This window comes from Burkholderia sp. IO2 (assembly GCF_029522185.1).
Classification (GTDB): domain Bacteria; phylum Pseudomonadota; class Gammaproteobacteria; order Burkholderiales; family Burkholderiaceae; genus Burkholderia; species Burkholderia cenocepacia.
Map to the genome: position 1 here is coordinate 191,502 of NZ_JAKWFH010000005.1, position 15,274 is coordinate 206,775.

The 15,274-nt window shown below is 69.3% G+C and carries 13 protein-coding genes; 6 read left to right on the plus strand and 7 right to left on the minus strand.

What is annotated here, in order from left to right; all coding sequences use genetic code 11:
* Positions 1-11 precede the first annotated feature (11 nt).
* From MMB92_RS05075 to MMB92_RS05090, 4 genes are all read left to right on the plus strand, one after another.
* Positions 12-1,316 carry an MFS transporter gene (locus tag MMB92_RS05075; protein ID WP_006488522.1) on the plus strand — a complete coding sequence of 435 codons (1,305 nt, stop codon included), beginning with the start codon at positions 12-14 and terminating at the stop codon, positions 1,314-1,316.
* Position 1,317: 1 nt separating this feature from the next.
* A complete protein-coding gene (locus MMB92_RS05080; protein WP_006494597.1) occupies positions 1,318-2,439 on the plus strand; it encodes a 2,3-butanediol dehydrogenase in 1,122 nt (373 codons plus the stop codon).
* Entirely contained in the window at positions 2,417-3,139 is a 723-nt protein-coding gene (locus MMB92_RS05085) for an SDR family oxidoreductase (RefSeq protein WP_058902470.1), read from the plus strand. The genes MMB92_RS05080 and MMB92_RS05085 overlap by 23 nt, the downstream gene beginning before the upstream one ends.
* A gap of 177 nt (positions 3,140-3,316) precedes the next feature.
* On the plus strand, positions 3,317-4,408 hold the full coding sequence (locus tag MMB92_RS05090) for a porin (RefSeq protein ID WP_060264126.1): 1,092 nt from the start codon (positions 3,317-3,319) through the stop codon (positions 4,406-4,408).
* A 67-nt stretch (positions 4,409-4,475) separates the two neighbouring features.
* Here MMB92_RS05090 and MMB92_RS05095 read toward each other — a convergent pair whose 3' ends face one another.
* The 6 genes from MMB92_RS05095 to MMB92_RS05120 form a co-directional block, all read right to left on the minus strand.
* Positions 4,476-6,716 carry a TOMM precursor leader peptide-binding protein gene (locus MMB92_RS05095; protein ID WP_125332566.1) on the minus strand — a complete coding sequence of 747 codons (2,241 nt, stop codon included), beginning with the start codon at positions 6,714-6,716 and terminating at the stop codon, positions 4,476-4,478.
* A 93-nt stretch (positions 6,717-6,809) separates the two neighbouring features.
* Positions 6,810-7,172 (minus strand): BMA_0021/BMA_0022 family TOMM bacteriocin, encoded by a 363-nt coding sequence (locus MMB92_RS05100; RefSeq protein WP_006494601.1) that lies wholly within the window; start codon positions 7,170-7,172, stop codon positions 6,810-6,812.
* 16 nt (positions 7,173-7,188) lie between these two features.
* Positions 7,189-7,533, minus strand: a complete 345-nt coding sequence (locus MMB92_RS05105; RefSeq protein WP_006488524.1) for a BMA_0021/BMA_0022 family TOMM bacteriocin — start codon at positions 7,531-7,533, stop codon at positions 7,189-7,191.
* 34 nt (positions 7,534-7,567) lie between these two features.
* Positions 7,568-11,620, minus strand: a complete 4,053-nt coding sequence (locus MMB92_RS05110) for a TOMM system kinase/cyclase fusion protein (RefSeq protein ID WP_125332568.1) — start codon at positions 11,618-11,620, stop codon at positions 7,568-7,570.
* Positions 11,617-12,618 carry an FHA domain-containing protein gene (locus MMB92_RS05115; protein ID WP_034178667.1) on the minus strand — a complete coding sequence of 334 codons (1,002 nt, stop codon included), beginning with the start codon at positions 12,616-12,618 and terminating at the stop codon, positions 11,617-11,619. Before MMB92_RS05115 ends, MMB92_RS05110 begins: the two co-directional genes overlap by 4 nt.
* Positions 12,619-12,741: 123 nt before the next feature.
* Positions 12,742-13,143 (minus strand): hypothetical protein, encoded by a 402-nt coding sequence (locus tag MMB92_RS05120; protein WP_125332570.1) that lies wholly within the window; start codon positions 13,141-13,143, stop codon positions 12,742-12,744.
* Between the two features lie 284 nt (positions 13,144-13,427).
* Between MMB92_RS05120 and MMB92_RS05125 the strand changes: the two genes are divergently transcribed.
* The gene (locus MMB92_RS05125; RefSeq protein WP_012492994.1) at positions 13,428-14,135 is read left to right on the plus strand and encodes a PadR family transcriptional regulator; all 708 of its coding nucleotides are present in this window, start codon (positions 13,428-13,430) and stop codon (positions 14,133-14,135) included.
* A gap of 38 nt (positions 14,136-14,173) precedes the next feature.
* Positions 14,174-14,995 carry a siderophore-interacting protein gene (locus MMB92_RS05130; protein WP_058902466.1) on the plus strand — a complete coding sequence of 274 codons (822 nt, stop codon included), beginning with the start codon at positions 14,174-14,176 and terminating at the stop codon, positions 14,993-14,995.
* A 16-nt stretch (positions 14,996-15,011) separates the two neighbouring features.
* Here MMB92_RS05130 and MMB92_RS05135 read toward each other — a convergent pair.
* A partial coding sequence (locus tag MMB92_RS05135; protein ID WP_143282561.1) for a transposase occupies positions 15,012-15,274 on the minus strand: 263 nt, incomplete at its 5' end.

A 15,274-nucleotide genomic window follows, 5' to 3' on the forward strand; every position in this document is an offset into this window, starting at 1 on the left:
CGAGGCTCACGATGACTTCCCCGTCCTCCTCCCGGCCCGCCTGGACGTACGAGAACAGGCTGCTGCTGATCCTGTTCATGACGTTCGGCTTCGTGTTCTTCGACCGCCTCGCGCTGTCGTTCCTGTTTCCGTTCATGTCGGCCGAGCTGCACCTGACGAACACGCAGCTCGGCATGGTGTCGTCCGCGCTCGCACTCACATGGGCGCTGTCGGGCGCCGCCACGGGTGCATGGTCCGACGCGCGCGGCACCCGCAAGCCGCTGCTGATCGCGGCCGTGCTCGGCTTTTCCGTGTGCTCGGCGCTGTCGGGCCTCGTCGGCGGCTTCGCGAGCCTGATCGCGTTTCGCGCGCTGATGGGCATCGCCGAAGGGCCGGTGCTGCCGCTGTCGCAATCGCTGATGGTCGAAAGTTCGACGCCGAGCCGCCGCGGGCTGAACATGGGCCTGCTGCAGGGCTCGGCCGCCGGCCTGCTCGGCGCGATGATCGGCCCGCCGGTCGTGATCGGCATCGCCACCGCGTACGGCTGGCGCGAGGCGTTCTACGTGTCGTGCATTCCGGGCTTCCTGATCGCGTTCTGCATCTGGCGCTGGGTGCGCGAAGTGCCGCCCGGCGGCGTGCGCCACGCGCAGGCCGACACCACCGCGGCACCGGCCGCCGGCGGTGCGACGGTCAGCCGCTGGGCGCTGCTGAAGGAGCGCAACATCCTGCTCTGCGTGCTGATCAGCTGCTTCTTCCTCACGTGGTTCGTCGTGATCATCTCGTTCGCGCCGGTATTCCTCGTGGAAAGCCGCCACCTGTCGCCGGCCGACATGGGCGTCGTGATGACCTGCCTCGGCGCCGCGTGGGTGTTCTGGGGCTTCGCGGTGCCGGCGATCTCCGACCGGATCGGCCGCAAGCCGACGATGATCGCGTTCGCGCTGATCGCGGCCGTGTGCCCGGTCGTGCTGATCCACGTCGGCTCCGTCTGGGCGCTCGGCGCGCTGGTGTTCGTCACGTACACGGGCCTCGGCTGCTTCACGCTGTTCATGGCGACGATCCCGGCCGAGACGGTGCCGCCGCGCGCGATCGCGAGCGCGCTCGGGCTGATCATGGGCGCCGGCGAGCTGATCGGCGGCTTCGTCGCACCGACCGTCGCCGGCTTCGCCGCGGACAAGTACGGCCTGCAGTTCGCGATGTGGACGTCGACCACCGGCGCGATCCTCGCGTGCGTGCTGTCGTTCGGCCTCGTCGAAACCGCGCCGGCCGTGCTGCGCAAGCGCGCGCTCGCCGGCGCCGCGGCCGGCCGCCTCGATACGCAAAACCTCGGAGGACGCTGACATGCGCGCACTTCAATGGCATGGCCCGCGCGACGTCCGTCTCGTGGAAATCGACACGCCGCACGTCGGCCCCGGCGACGTGCGCATCGCGGTCGCGTATTGCGGCATCTGCGGCAGCGACCTGCACGAATATGCGGACGGCCCGCACGCGATTCCGGTCGACGCGCCGCATCCGCTGTCGCGCCGCACCGCGCCGCTGACGCTCGGCCACGAGTTCTGCGGCACCGTCGTCGAAGTCGGCGCAGGCGTGACGACGCTGCGCGCGGGCGACCGCGTCGCGGTCGAGCCCGAGTATCGCTGCAGCCAGTGCGCGTACTGCCGCGCGGGGTCGTACAACCTGTGCGTGTCGATGGGCTTCGCCGGGCTGATGGGCGACGGCGGGATGGCCGACTTCGCGGTCGTGCCCGCCTACATGCTGCATCGCCTGCCCGACGGCGTGAGCCTCGAACAGGCCGCGGTGATGGAGCCGGCCGCCGTTGCGCTGCACGCGCTGCGACGCAGCGAGCTGCGGCTCGGCGAGACCTGCGCGGTGTTCGGGCTCGGCCCGATCGGCCTGCTGCTGATCATGCTCGCGAAGCGGCAGGGCGCGACGACGATCGTCGCCGTCGACGTGTCGCCCGAACGGCTCGCGGCCGCCACGCGCTTCGGCGCGACGCATGCGTTCGATGCGCGCGGGCTCGATGCGTCCGCGCTGCAGGACGCGATTCGCGCGGCCACGGGCGGGCTCGGCGTCGATGCGAGCTTCGAGGCGGCCGGATTGCAGGCCACGTTCGAATCAGCGATGCGGGCACTGCGCAAGGGCGGCCGCGTCGTGATGGTGGGCCTGATGCCGCACGCGGGTTTCGACGCGTTCCGCGCGGTCAACGACGAACTGACCTTCACCGCGAGCGTCGGCTATCGGCATGCGTACGAAGACCTGCTGCGCATCGTCGCGTCGGGCGCGCTCGACCTCACGTCGATCGTCACGCGCACCGTGTCGCTCGAAGACGCCGTCGCCGACGGCTTCGACGCGCTGCTCGCCGATCGCACGCAGATCAAGATCCTCGTTTCACCCGCGCAGCGGCCAGCCCGTCGCGCCACCACCATCGGGAGTGCCGAGCATGAATCGTCAGTGGGCGTTTGACGGGCAGACCGTCGTGGTGACGGGCGGCACGTCGGGCATCGGCGCGCGCACCGCGCTGCGGTTCGCGCAGGCCGGCGCGTCGGTCGTCGCGCTCGGGCTCGACGCCGCCGGTCCGCACGCGCCGGTGCATGACCGCATCCGGTGCGTGGAACTCGACGTGGCCGACGGCGCGGCACTGACGCGCACGATCGCCGGGCTGCCGCGGCTCGGCGCGCTCGTCAACGGCGTCGGCATCAGCCGCCACGCGGACGAATACCGGATGGACCAGTTCGAGCACGTGCTGAACGTGAACCTGACGTCGGTGATGCGGGCCTCCGACGCCGCGCTGCCCGCGCTGGCGGCCACCGGCGGCAGCATCGTCAATATCGCGTCGATGTACACGTACTTCGGCAGCAAGGACCGGCCCGCGTACAGCGCGAGCAAGGGCGGCATCGCGCAGCTCACGCGTTCGCTCGCGCAGGCGTGGGCCGATCACGGCATCCGTGTGAACGCGGTCGCGCCGGGCTGGATCGACACGCCGCTCAGCAGCGCGCTGATGGCCGACACGCAGGCGTCGCGCCGCATCGTCGAGCGCACGCCGCTCGGGCGCTGGGGCACGACCGACGAAGTCGCGGAAGTGATCCTGTTCCTGTGCTCGCCCGGCGCGTCGTTCGTCACCGGCGCGGTCGTGCCGGTGGACGGCGGGTATTCGACGGTCTAGCGCTCGACACGCCGCGCATCGACGGATCGACGCGGATCTGCCCATGCGCGTTGCACGTCACGGCTTCCCGTGACCGTCGCCGAACCGGGTTCGCCCGGTTCCCGTTTCTTCATATCAATCAGTAGTCCCATTAAAAAATATCCGGCTCGACCGGATCATGTGAGGAGCACTTTGGAGATGACGAAAAAGACCTTTCTGGCCCTCGCGGCCTGCACGCTTCCGGCTGCGGCATTCGCCCAGAGCAGCGTGACGATGTTCGGGCTGATGGATGCCGGCATCAGCTACGTCAGCAACCAGGGCGGCCACGGCGCCGCGAAATTCGACGACAACATCTTCTTTCCGAACCTGCTCGGCTTCGAAGGCAAGGAGGATCTCGGCGCGGGCACGCGCGCGATCTTCCGGCTCGTCAACCAGTATTCGCTCGGCAACGGCTCGATCATCGGCGGCGGGCTGTTCGCGCGCACGGCCTATGTCGGGTTGCAGAACGACCGGTACGGCACGCTGACGCTCGGCAACCAGTACGAATTCATGGTCGATGCGCTGGCCGCCAGCGGCAACGAGATCGCGCAGGATCTCGTCGGCCTGTACGGCTTTCGCAACGGGCCGTTCGACCGGCTCGCGCTGCCGAACAACCCGACCGGCGCATTCGACTGGGACCGCGTCGCGGGCAGCAATCGCGTCGCGAATTCGGTCAAGTACACGAGCCCGTCGCTGTCGGGCCTGACTGTCGGCGCGCTGTACGGCTTCGGCAACGTCGCGGGATCGATCGGTGCGAACAACACGGTCAGCATCGGCGCGAGCTACGATCGCGGCCCGTTCGGCGCGGGCGTCGCCTATACGAACCAGAAATACGGCGCGGCCGGCGGGCTGCCGCCCACCAGCGTGCGCAACTGGGGCGCGGGCGTGCACTACACGGTCGGCACGGTCACGGGCAAGGCGCTCGTCACGACCGTGCACAACGCGCGGAACGGCGCGGGGGCGTGGTCGGCGGAAGCCGGTGCCGCGTGGCGGCCGTCCCCGGTATGGGTGATCGGCGCGAGCTACACGTACATGAAAGGCAACGACACGCTCGACAACGCGCACGCGCACCAGTTGCTCGCCGCCGTCCAGTACTGGCTGTCGAAGCGCACGATGGTGTACGTGGCCGGCGTGCATCAACGCGCGAGCCACGGCAGCAATGCGCAGATCAACGGCGTGATGGATGCGAACGGCGCATCGAGCGGCGCGCTGCAGTCGATCGCGCGGGTGGGGTTCAGTACGCGGTTCTGATCCGGCGCGGGCTGTCGACGTTCCGGCAGCCCGCGCGGTTCGACGACAACACGATTGCGCGCGCAGGTCACAGAAACAGCAGCGCCGGATTCAGCGCCGTTTCGTCGCACGGCCGCGCACGCCAACCCAGCGCCACCGGAACCGAATAAAGCCGCCGCGCGCCGAAACGCGGCCAGAAATGGCACAGCCCGGGCGCGATCACCTGCACCACGGACAAGCCGATGTCGGGCCGCGTCTTGTCGACGACGAGCACGTCCATCCCGGCCGCCGCGATCCGCCCGACACAATGCGCGATCGCCGCCGGCAACGACGCGATATCGAGCGGCTGCCACGTCGAATGCGTCGTGGCGGGCGTGCCTGGCGCCGGATACAGAAATCCCGTCGACGAAAGCATGTCGCGATCCCACGGATCGGGCGCATCCGCCGCGATATCGAGCAACTGGTTGACCTCGGTCAGCGCCCGCTGCACCGCGATCCTGCCATCAGGATGACAACCGAAACCGATCGAGAAACGTCCGTCCTGCAGATTTTCCGCGAGCGCGGCCACGGTCGGCACCGTGAGATCGGTGGTGATGTCGAGCGCCCACACACGCCATCCGAACGTCGCGTATTCGTGCACGAGCGCGTCGAAGTACGGATCGGCGAAGCTCGCGAGATCGATGCCGGGGCGTTCGACCCGGTTGTACCACCAGATCGCGACCGCATCGCGCTCGATCAGCTCGAGCATGCCTTGCAGCATCGCCTCGTCGAGGCTCGATCCCGCCGCGCAGCCGTTCGGATTGTGCACGCAGGCGGCCGGCGCCCGCGCACTGTCGGGCGTTTCCGCGTAGCAGTAGCTCAGCGGCACGAGACGGCTTCGACCGTCGACGAGCGACCACGCAGGCGTCCAGTCGATCACGTCGCGCGACGTGAAGCGCGGCGGCACCTGCCTGCGGACATCGCGCGTCAATGCGTTGATCGCGTCGCGCGCGTCGAATTGCCGTTCGCTGAATTGCTGAAGCGCGTTCACGTGGATCGGCTCGGCGTCGCAAGCCGGATCGGCGCGCAGGCCGTCGATGCTGCCGGTCACCGTTGCCTCGTCGCCTTGATACACGCTGCTGAAGCGTTCGAGCGCCTCGCACAGCGCGCTGGTGCGGGCCTGCTCGTCGGTGCGACCCTTGCCGGAGCAGAGCCTGTCGAACCGGTTGCTGTCCGGTACGGCGGCCGGGCACACGAGAAAGCCCGACGCATAGACCTTGCGCAGGCCCGCGTGCCGCTTCGGCATCGGATGCAGATACGCGATCGCGCCGCTGACCGGCGAGATCAGGTGCGCGTGACGCGCGAACACCTGCTGCGGATCGGTGGTCCGGTAGCCGCCGTCCGCGCGCGCCAGCCGCGCAGGCGCGGCGAGCCGCGGCGCACGCGCCGCCTGCTCGCGCATCCACAAAGGATGGCCGCAGCACGGGCATTGCGGCCGCCTGACCACGCGGTGCCGTTCGACGGTCAGCGTGTCGAGGCGCTGCGCGACGATATGCGTTTGCGAACGCTCCGCGACCGCGCGGTTGACCGCGATCTGCTCGACCGTCGCGGCCACGAGCGCGGCCGCCGCCGCGGCCCCGGCTCGCGAGGCAGCCGGCGGCACATGCGTCGCGTCGCAGCCATGATGGCGCGCCAGCAGCGCCTCGACCGGCCGGTTGACGCGAATCCAGTAGCGCACGCATTCGACGCACGGCGCATCGGCAAGCGCGTCGACGCCGTCGGCCAGCAACGGCCCGATCAGCGTCTGCACACCGCCGGCCGCGACGACGAGCAGCGCACCGCCGCGCGCCGCCACGCGGGCGGCGCATGCGGCGAGATCGTCGCGGTCGTGCGTATCGACGATCGCGACGGTCAGTTCGGCTTCCTTGGCGATGCCGATACCGGCCGTGTCGAGCGCGCGCCGGAGCGGCGCGCCGTTCGCACCGAACGTCTCCACCGCGACCCGCAGTTGCGCGACGCGCGCGCACGCCGCGTCGCCGTCGAGCCCGGCGCGCTCGAAATAGCCGCGCGCCGCATCGTCGCCGTGCGGCGGATCGGCGCGCACGTAGCCGCGCCGCACCAGATGGTCGAGCCGCGCGAGCACGTCCCATTCGCCGAACGTGCCGGCCAGCGACGTCACGATCTCGGCAATCGTCATGCGGCCCCGCAGGCACGCGGCGATCCGCACGAAGATCGCGCCGGACAGCATCGCTCGCTTGAATTCGTCGACGACGAACAGCGTCTCGGGGCCGGCATCGAGCACGAGCAAGTGCGGCTTGAAGCGCAATACGCGCGAAAGGTCATCGAGCATGCATCGGGCTCCGTGCGACGGGTCGGATAAACGTCGCGCGGCCCGGGCCACCCCGCCGGGCCGCGCGACGGTGCGCGGGTCGGCCGCGCCCGGTCAACAGCAGGTGAACAGGTAACACGGCCCCGCGTCGCAGTAGGCCGCGAGCGCCACGGCCTCCTCGTCCAGGTGCACCGGCTGCTCCGGTATGCCGACCGTCATCACGTTGCGCGGCAGGTTCCAGCTCCCGCCGCCTTTCCCGTCGCTCGTCCAGCCATGATCGCCGCCCGTCTTCTCGATATCGATGTCGATGATCCACGGGCACTGATAGCCGAAGTATTTCGCGAGCGTATCCAGCGGCCGGTCCAGCAATTCGGTCTTGAACGCCGGGTCGCGCCACGAAAGCGCGATCGCACGCAGATAGACCTTCTGAAACTCCAGCATCGATTCGAGCGTCGGATTCGCGTTGTCCTTTGCCATGTCGGTTTCCCCGGAGTCATTCCATGATGGTGATGTGGTCCGCGTTGTACGCGGCCAGCGCCTGCGCGAACTGCGTCTCGTCGGCCGGCGCGGGCGGCAGGTACAGCGTGAGCCTGTTTTTCTGGCCGGCCGTCCAGTCGCCGTTGACGGTCGGCGTCCATTCCGACGATTTGAGCTGCACCTTCAGGTCGAGCTTGAACGGGAAGTGATAGTCGAACTGCTCGCGCAATGCGTGGACCGGATCGGCCTCGAGCTTGTCGAGAAACGCCGGCGAATGCCACGCGAGGGCGATCGCCCGGATGACGGTCGCGCGGTATTCGAGAAACTGTTCGTACGTCGGTAATCGAAGATCCTTGCTCATCGGTCTGCTCTCCTGAATGACGGGTTTGAACTGCTTACGGCAACGACTGCAACGTCGCTTCGGCGAGCCTGGCGATGCGGCCCATGCCCGCCGTCGTTGCAATTTCGACTGCGCGCCGGCATGCGTCCAGCGCGGCCACGCCGCCGCAACGCGGATCGGCCCGGCACAAGTACTCGCCCTGCTTCAGCAATAGTTGTGCTTCGTAATACCGTTCGCCGCTCGATTCGCACCAGGCGAGGCACTGCCCGATCTGCGCGAGCGCCGCGTCATGGTCGCCGCGTTCGGCATCCAGTTCGGCCAGCAGCGACGCGTAGTAGGTCAGCCCGAGCAGGCCGCCCGATTGCCGCTGCGCGTCGAGATGCGCGACGACGCCCGCGCGATCGCGTTGCGTCCACGCGTGAATGATCGCGGCGTAGTGCCCGACCGCGCGCAGCCGGTGCGCGTCCGCGAGGCGGAGAATCGCCTCGGACACCGCTCGCGCCGCGTCGCGATCGCCCGCGAGCTGATGCGTGCGCGCGAGGTACATCATCGTGACGCCGAGCGTCGGCAGATGATCGAGGCAGGTCGCGCGATACACGGCTTCGTGCGCCATCGCGAGCGCCGGCTGAGGATCGTCGTCCATGCACCAGCGCACGCTGGCGAGCGACGCCATCGTCCATGCGCGCGTATCGAGCCCCAGGATGCGCCGGTGCCCCGCGTCGCGTCGCACGTCGTAACCGGCCAGCACCGCGTCGAACGCGGCACGCGCGCGCGCATAGTCGCCGTCGACCCACAGGCTCATGCCGCGCATCGCGTCCGCCGCGACCTGCACGCCCGCCTCGCCGCGCTCGGTCGCGAGCGTGTCGAGCCGCTTGCCGATCCGGCGCACGGTCGCGCGGTCGCCGGCGACGTGGTAGTAGGTCGACAGCGTCCACAACGCGCTGATCTCGAGCTCCGGGTCGTCGAGCGTCTGCGTCTGCCGCAGCAACTGTTCCGCATGCTCGCGTACCTGCGCATCGGCCCAGCCGAAGCGCGCCATCGTCGCGTGCGTCAACGTGGCGCGGATGCGCGCGCGGTCGTGCTCGCGCTGCGCGTGATCGGCGGTGGCGAGCCAATCGAACACGGCCTGCCCGTAACGGATCGCATCGTCGTATCGCGAACGTTCGAGCGCGCGGCGCGCCGCGTCGATGCCGTGCGCGATCGCGTCCGCGCACGCGCCGGCGCGCGCGAAGTGTCCGGCGACGCCGAACGCATGCGCCCCGGCGCCGCGATCGGCCTGCGCGAGCAGCGCACGGCCGACGCGCGCGTGGTTGCCGCGCCGCACCGCGGGCGGCATCGATTCGTATGCGGCGTCGCGAATCAGCGCATGGCGGAACGCATAGAACACGCGGTCGCGCCGATGTTGCGCATACACGATCCGCTCCTCGCGCAGCAGCCGCAGATGCGCGTCGAGCGTGACCCGATCGTGCGGCGACGCGTCGGCGAGCAATTGCGCATCCACTTCGAGCCCGATGGTCGCGGCGAGCTGCGCGGTGTCGCGCGCGTCGTCGATCCGGTCGAAGGCCAGGCCGAGCATGCCGCCGAGGCTGAGCGGCAGCGGATACGGGTCCGTTGCCGCGGGCCCGGCGAGCGGACCGTCCGCGCCGCTCACCGTCAGCTCGCGCGCGACGGCCTCGATGAACAGCGGAATGCCGGCGGTCCGATCGGCGAGCCGGTCGAGCCACGCCGGATCGAACGCGCCCGGGCCCAGATGCGCCGACATCAGACGCTGCGCGTCGTCGCGCGGCAGGCGGCGCAGCACTACGCGATCGGTCGCGCCGCGCCAGCGCGCGAGCTTGTCGGGGCGCGACGTGAGCACGATGCACAGTGCCGCTGCGCGCGGCGAGTGCTGCAGATACGCGAGAAACTCCTCGGTCGAGCGATCGAGCCACTGAACGTCCTCGATCACGAGCAACACCGGCGCGCCGTTGCCGAGCGACACGATCAGTTGCTCCAGGACGTCGAACAGCGCGTGCTGCTCGCGCGCGCTCGACCACAGCAGCCCGTTCGCATCGCAGGGCAGCCCGAGCCAGGTCGCGAGCGCGACACGCGCCGCCGCATGGTCGCAATCGAGCGGCGCGATCATCGCGTCGATCGCCGCGAGCGCCGCGCCGGGCGCACGATCGGCGTCGACCTGCCAGTGCGCGGCGATGAACCGCAGGATCGGAAACAACGCGTGGTTCTCGCGTTCGGGCAGGCAGCCGCACTGCGCGAAGGCATGGCCGCGGGTCCGCACGGCCTCGCACAGCTCGTGCACGAGCCGCGACTTGCCGAAGCCCGCATCGCCGATCACCAGCCTCGGCAGCCCGGGCGGCGCCGGCTCGCCGCGCCTCGCGCGACGATGCCGTGCGTGCGTGTCCTGCCACGCGCGCAGCAACGCGTCGAGTTCGCGCGCGCGGCCGACCATGGGCGTGCGCCTGCCGGCATCGAGCGAATCGAACGGCGTATCGGCGTGCCGCTCGCCGAGCAGTTCATGAACCGGCTGCGACACGACACCCGCGCGCGCGAGCCGCAACGCGGTCGGCCGCGAATCGGCATGCCGTTCGAGCACGAGCCGCGCATCGTCGCTGATCAGAATCTGTCCCGGGCCGGCCAGCCGCAACAGCCGCGATGCCGCGGCGGGCGTCGACACGCCCGACATGTGCGACGCCTGCGCGAGCACCTGCCCGACGTGAATCGCGGCGGCCACTTCGACCCGCCAGCCTTCTTCCGCGCCGGCAGCAGCACGGCCGCCGGCGGCCGGCGGCACCGGCAGCCGCGCGCGCTCGGCGACGCGCACCATGTCGAGCGCCGCCCGCACTGCCCGGCGGGCGGGCCGGTCGATGTCGCCTTGCAGGCCGAAATGGAACAGCAGCGTGTCGCCGAGCCGTCCGCCCGCATGCGCGCCGTAACCGACAGCGATATCGGCGCACTTCGTCAGCCACTGTTCCTCGTAGCCGTCGAGCACCATCCCGTGCTCGGTTCCGGCATGGCGCTGGCGGCCCTCTCCGGCGATCGTCACGCAGCAGCACAGGGTAGTGATCTGCCGGTACTCGCCCACCTCCGCGATCGTCTCGCCGCGCGGCGCAAGCGGTCGCGAACGCGCGTGCCGGCCGGCGCGACCGGCGTCGAACTGGCCGACGAGCGCGGCGAAGTTGAGCGCACGAAACTGCGCCGCGAGCGCCTCGGCCGACGCGGCGCGCTGCCGCGGATTCTTGTTCAGCGCATGCCGCAGCACCGCGCCGAGCGGCAGCGCCGCGATCGACGGCGGGAGCGCCACATCCACCGGGCTCAGTTGCTGATAGAGGATCTCGGCCACGCTTGCGCCTTGCATGACGACCTCGCCCGTCAGGCATTCGATCACGATCAGGCCCCACGCATACAGGTCGCTGGCGGGCGTCGGCGGCTCGTTGCGCAACTGCTCGGGCGCGCAGTAGGGCGGCGAGCCGAGCACCTCGGTCGCGAGCGTCGCGGTCTGGCGCGCGATGTCTTCGGTGCCGGGCAGCAACGCGCCGATGCCGAAATCGAGCAGCTTCGCGTGCGGCCCGTCGTCGGCCATCGCGATCACGATGTTCTGCGGCTTCAGATCGCGATGCACGATGCCGCGCCGATGGGCGGCCGCGAGCGCGTCGAGCACCTCCGTCATCAGCCGCCCGGTGTCGATGGCCGACAGCGGCCCGTCCGCCGCGAGCCGGTCGCGCACCGTCCGGCCCTCGACCAGTTCGAATACGGCGAACAGCCGCCCGTCGGGCGCCTCGCCCTGGTCCAGCAGCGCCACGATGTTCGGATGCCGCAGCGCCTCGCACAGGCTCGTCTCGCGCCGGAAGCGTGCCCGCCGTCGCATCCGCTCCGGCGCAACCAGCGCGGCGTCGTCGCGCATCAGCTTGAGCGCGACGGCGTGCCCCGTCTCGTCGCAGGTCGCCCGAAACACCACGCCGTTGCCGCCTTCGCCGAGCAGCGCGCCGAGCCGGTAATGCCATTTGCCGGCGAGCGTCGCGAAAGGCGCCGCGCGCTTCGACGGTTCTGGTGCGTCCGGGCGGACGGCGGGGTGAGACGCGGTCGGTAGCACGGCCGGTTCTCCCGCGTTCACGGGCAATGGACGACCGGGCCCGGCACCGCGCGCGGCACGCCGAGACGCGGCCCGACGGCCGGCACCGACTCGCATTCGAGATGCTCGCCGCGCATGATCCGGAACGGCACATCGCCGAAGCGGACGCTGCCGCGCCGACGCTCCACGAGCTGGCTCGCGCCCAACCCCGGCAGCGCCGCGAACTGGCTCCGGGCGCGATGGATCTGCACGTTGACATGGGACGCGTCGATGCCGAGCATGCGCGCGAGCCGGTCGAGTTCGATCCACCCTTGCGTGGCGGCGTCGTAGCCGGCCTGCATGTCGGCCGAGCGCGCGCGGGCAAGCGTGACGAGGCTGTAGTGATGGGCGCGTTCGCCGAGGTCGACCACGCCGCCACGGACATGCAGCAGCATGCGCACGTGCTCCTCGTCGCGGCTGACGAAGAATTCGAGCAATTGCGCCGGCGCGGCCGGATCGGCGGGGGCGGCGAGCATCACCGTCGAGCCGTGGCGCGCGAGCGCGAGGCGCCACGCGAAGTCGCCGGTCGACACTTCGTCGCCGTCATGCAGCGCGCGCGGCGGCAACGTGTCGTCGCACAGCCATTCGCCGGCCGGCGAACGAACGATCGTGACCGGCTGCGCGGCAGGCGCCGGCAGGATCTGGCATGGCGCGAGCACGATCGGCGCGGCGGCGCCGCGGATCGGCCACAGCGTATCGGCCGGATCGTCGAGCGACTCGACGCGCCACGGCGCGATGCCGGCCCTGCCGAAGCGGATCACGTCGCCTTGCTGCAGCACCGCATGCTCGCCGTCGCGCAGCGAGACGCCCGATACCGACGTGCCGTTGCTGCTGTGATCGTGGAGCTCCCAGAGCCCGCCGACCCAGCGGATATGGGCGTGGACGCGGGACACCGAGCCGTCCCGGATGACCGTGTCGCAGCGCGCGTCGTCGCGGCCGAACACGTGATACGCGCGGAGCAGGCATGCGTCTCCGGAAGCGTCGTTCTTGAGTATCGCCATGGCCGCCCCGTGTCGGATTCGCCCGGATCGTTCGAGTGACGCATCGACGCTGCCGGGCAAGCGATTGCTTCAATGATCGCGAACAGTGCCGCCCGTTCGCCGCCTCGTTACCTGTTTTTCTGGTCAGCTTCCTGCAAGGGTCGCCCAAGCGTCGCGCGTTATTTCGGCAAATTGAATGGTCGATCGCTTTGTTGTTTTAAAGTCTGGCATCCCGATGAAAATCCTGCCAAATAAAATCGTGCTCCGCAACCGGCATACCTGGATAACGATTTTATATTGCAATGCTTTACCTTTTCGATGAATTTTCGGGTGACGGATAAAGGGTCGAAATTCTTCATCGTGGCTCGCTCTGCCGTGATCCATGCGCCATGGCCGACACGATGACATTGAATGACGGAGTCGGATTAATGACCTTTGCCAACGCGGAATTCTTGTTTGCACGGTGGAAAATAAAATAAAACCGTTTCGATTTTTAAAATAGTTTTCTTCGGCGTTTTTATAATCTTCCCTGTTTAACTTATTCATGAATCCCGCCGCATCGCGGCGAATGTCTCGCGGGGTAGTCGGCAAACGCAGGTGTATCCGCACGACCATGCATCGGGAGGCGTCGATCGAACGGCCGCGACACCGGATGCGGCATCGCGCCCGCCCGGTCGCCGGGATCGATTCACCCACGACATCGCAGGAACGCCCCCAACGGCCGCCTCGTCGCACGCCCCGCCCCACCATCCCGCCCTCAATAATCCCCTTGACGCTGTATCTTTCGATATATATCTTTAGATATGTTTTACGACACACAGGACACGATCATGCGACACAACCACTTCCGCGGCCATGCCCGATGCGACGGTCATGGTGCGCATGACCACCCCGAGGGATTCGCCGGTCTCTGGTACGCGATCGGTCGCCACCGTCGCGGCCACGATGCATTCGGCGGCGGCCCGTTCGGCGGCCGTGGCGGGCGCGGCTTCGGCGATTTCGGCGACGACGGCATGCCGCGCGGCCGCCAGTTCAGCTCCGACGATCTCCAGCTGCTGCTGCTCGCGCTGGTGGCCGAACAGCCCAGCCACGGCTACGAACTGATCAAGGCGCTCGACACACGCTCGAACGGCTTCTACAGCCCGAGCCCCGGCATGGTGTATCCGGCGCTCACCTATCTCGAGGAAGTCGGCTTCGTCGCGTCGCAGGCGGAAGGCAACCGCAAGCGCTATGCGCTGACCGACGCAGGCCGCGCGCATCTCGACGCCCAGCGCGAACGCGTCGACACGCTGTTCGCGCGCCTCACGCACCTCGCCCGCAAGATGGAGTTCATGCGGCGCGCGTTCGCCGGGGAATCGGCGGGCAACGAAGCGCAGGACGAATCGCAAGCCGGCTGGCTGCCGGAATTCGTCGAGGCGCGTCTCGCGCTCAAGCGCGCGCTGCTGCACAAGAGCGCCGCCGACGCCGACGAACAACGCCGCATCGCGGCCATCATGCGCCGCGCGACGGCCGAAATCGAAGGCGGCGCCGGCGCGTGATCCGCGCCGTCCCGTCACCACCCAAGGAGAACGGATCGATGCAGAACACATCCGAGCGCACCGTCACCCGCGTGCGCCACCCCCTCAAGTTCCGCCTGCTGCAAGTGCTGCGCGTGCATCCCGTGACGCCGCATCTGCTGCGCGTCACGCTCGGCGGCCCCGATCTCGCGGATTTCGAATCCGCGTCGTTCGACGATCACGTGAAGGTATTTTTCCCGCCGCCGGGCGCGGAACGCCCCGCGCTGCCGACGCTCGGCGCGAACGGCCCCGAGTTTCCGGCCGGCGAACCGAAGCCGGTCGCGCGCGACTTCACGCCGCGCCGCTTCGACCGCGCCGCCCGCGAACTCGATCTGGAATTCGTGCTGAACCATCCGGGCCCGGCATCGCAGTGGGCCGCGCAGGCACGCGTCGGCCAATGGCTCGGCATCGGCGGCCCGCGCGGTTCGTTCGTCGTCCCGACCGGTTTCGACTGGCATCTGCTGATCGGCGACGATACGGCGCTGCCGGCCGTCGCGCGGCGTCTCTCGGAATTGCCGGCCGGCGCGCGCGCGGCGGTCGTGCTGGAAGTCGCGGATCGCACCGCGCAGATCTCGTTCGATACGCGCGCCGACGTGCATGAAATCTGGCGCTTTCGCGCCGAAGCCGACGCGGCGGACGGCGATGCGCTGCTGAATGCCGTGCGCGACCTGCCGCTGCCGTCGTCCGGCGACGGCTACGTGTGGGCGGCCGGCGAAGCGCTGTCGATGCGCGCGGTGCGCCAGCACCTGACCGGCGAGCGCGGCGTCGACAAGTCGCGCATCCGCGCGGCGGCCTACTGGAAGCGCGGCGCGGCGGCCGTGCACGAAACGCTGGAAGACTGAGTAACCGTCTTCCGAGTCAAGCCCGATGAAGTGAATCGTCCCAAGGCGTGTTGGTTTTGACCATGGCATTGAGCATGGTTAGGAGCTTGCGCATGCAGGCAACAAGCGCGACCTTGGACAGTTTGCCGGCGGCCTTCAGGCGTTGATAGAAGGCTCTGATGGCGGGGTTGTAGCGTGTGGCAGTCAATGTAGCCATGTACAGCACGCGACGGATCGCGAAGCGGCCACCTTGAACCCGTCGTCGCCCATTACGTAAGCCGGAATCGCAAGCAATGGGAG

Coding starts and splice junctions, on each gene's coding strand:
- MMB92_RS05075 (WP_006488522.1), top strand. CDS start 12: ATGACTTCCCCGTCCTCCTCCCGGCCCGCCTGGACGTACGAGAACAGG.
- MMB92_RS05080 (WP_006494597.1), top strand. CDS start 1,318: ATGCGCGCACTTCAATGGCATGGCCCGCGCGACGTCCGTCTCGTGGAA.
- MMB92_RS05085 (WP_058902470.1), top strand. CDS start 2,417: ATGAATCGTCAGTGGGCGTTTGACGGGCAGACCGTCGTGGTGACGGGC.
- MMB92_RS05090 (WP_060264126.1), top strand. CDS start 3,317: ATGACGAAAAAGACCTTTCTGGCCCTCGCGGCCTGCACGCTTCCGGCT.
- MMB92_RS05095 (WP_125332566.1), bottom strand. CDS start 6,716: ATGCTCGATGACCTTTCGCGCGTATTGCGCTTCAAGCCGCACTTGCTC.
- MMB92_RS05100 (WP_006494601.1), bottom strand. CDS start 7,172: ATGGCAAAGGACAACGCGAATCCGACGCTCGAATCGATGCTGGAGTTT.
- MMB92_RS05105 (WP_006488524.1), bottom strand. CDS start 7,533: ATGAGCAAGGATCTTCGATTACCGACGTACGAACAGTTTCTCGAATAC.
- MMB92_RS05115 (WP_034178667.1), bottom strand. CDS start 12,618: ATGGCGATACTCAAGAACGACGCTTCCGGAGACGCATGCCTGCTCCGC.
- MMB92_RS05120 (WP_125332570.1), bottom strand. CDS start 13,143: ATGAATAAGTTAAACAGGGAAGATTATAAAAACGCCGAAGAAAACTAT.
- MMB92_RS05125 (WP_012492994.1), top strand. CDS start 13,428: ATGCGACACAACCACTTCCGCGGCCATGCCCGATGCGACGGTCATGGT.
- MMB92_RS05130 (WP_058902466.1), top strand. CDS start 14,174: ATGCAGAACACATCCGAGCGCACCGTCACCCGCGTGCGCCACCCCCTC.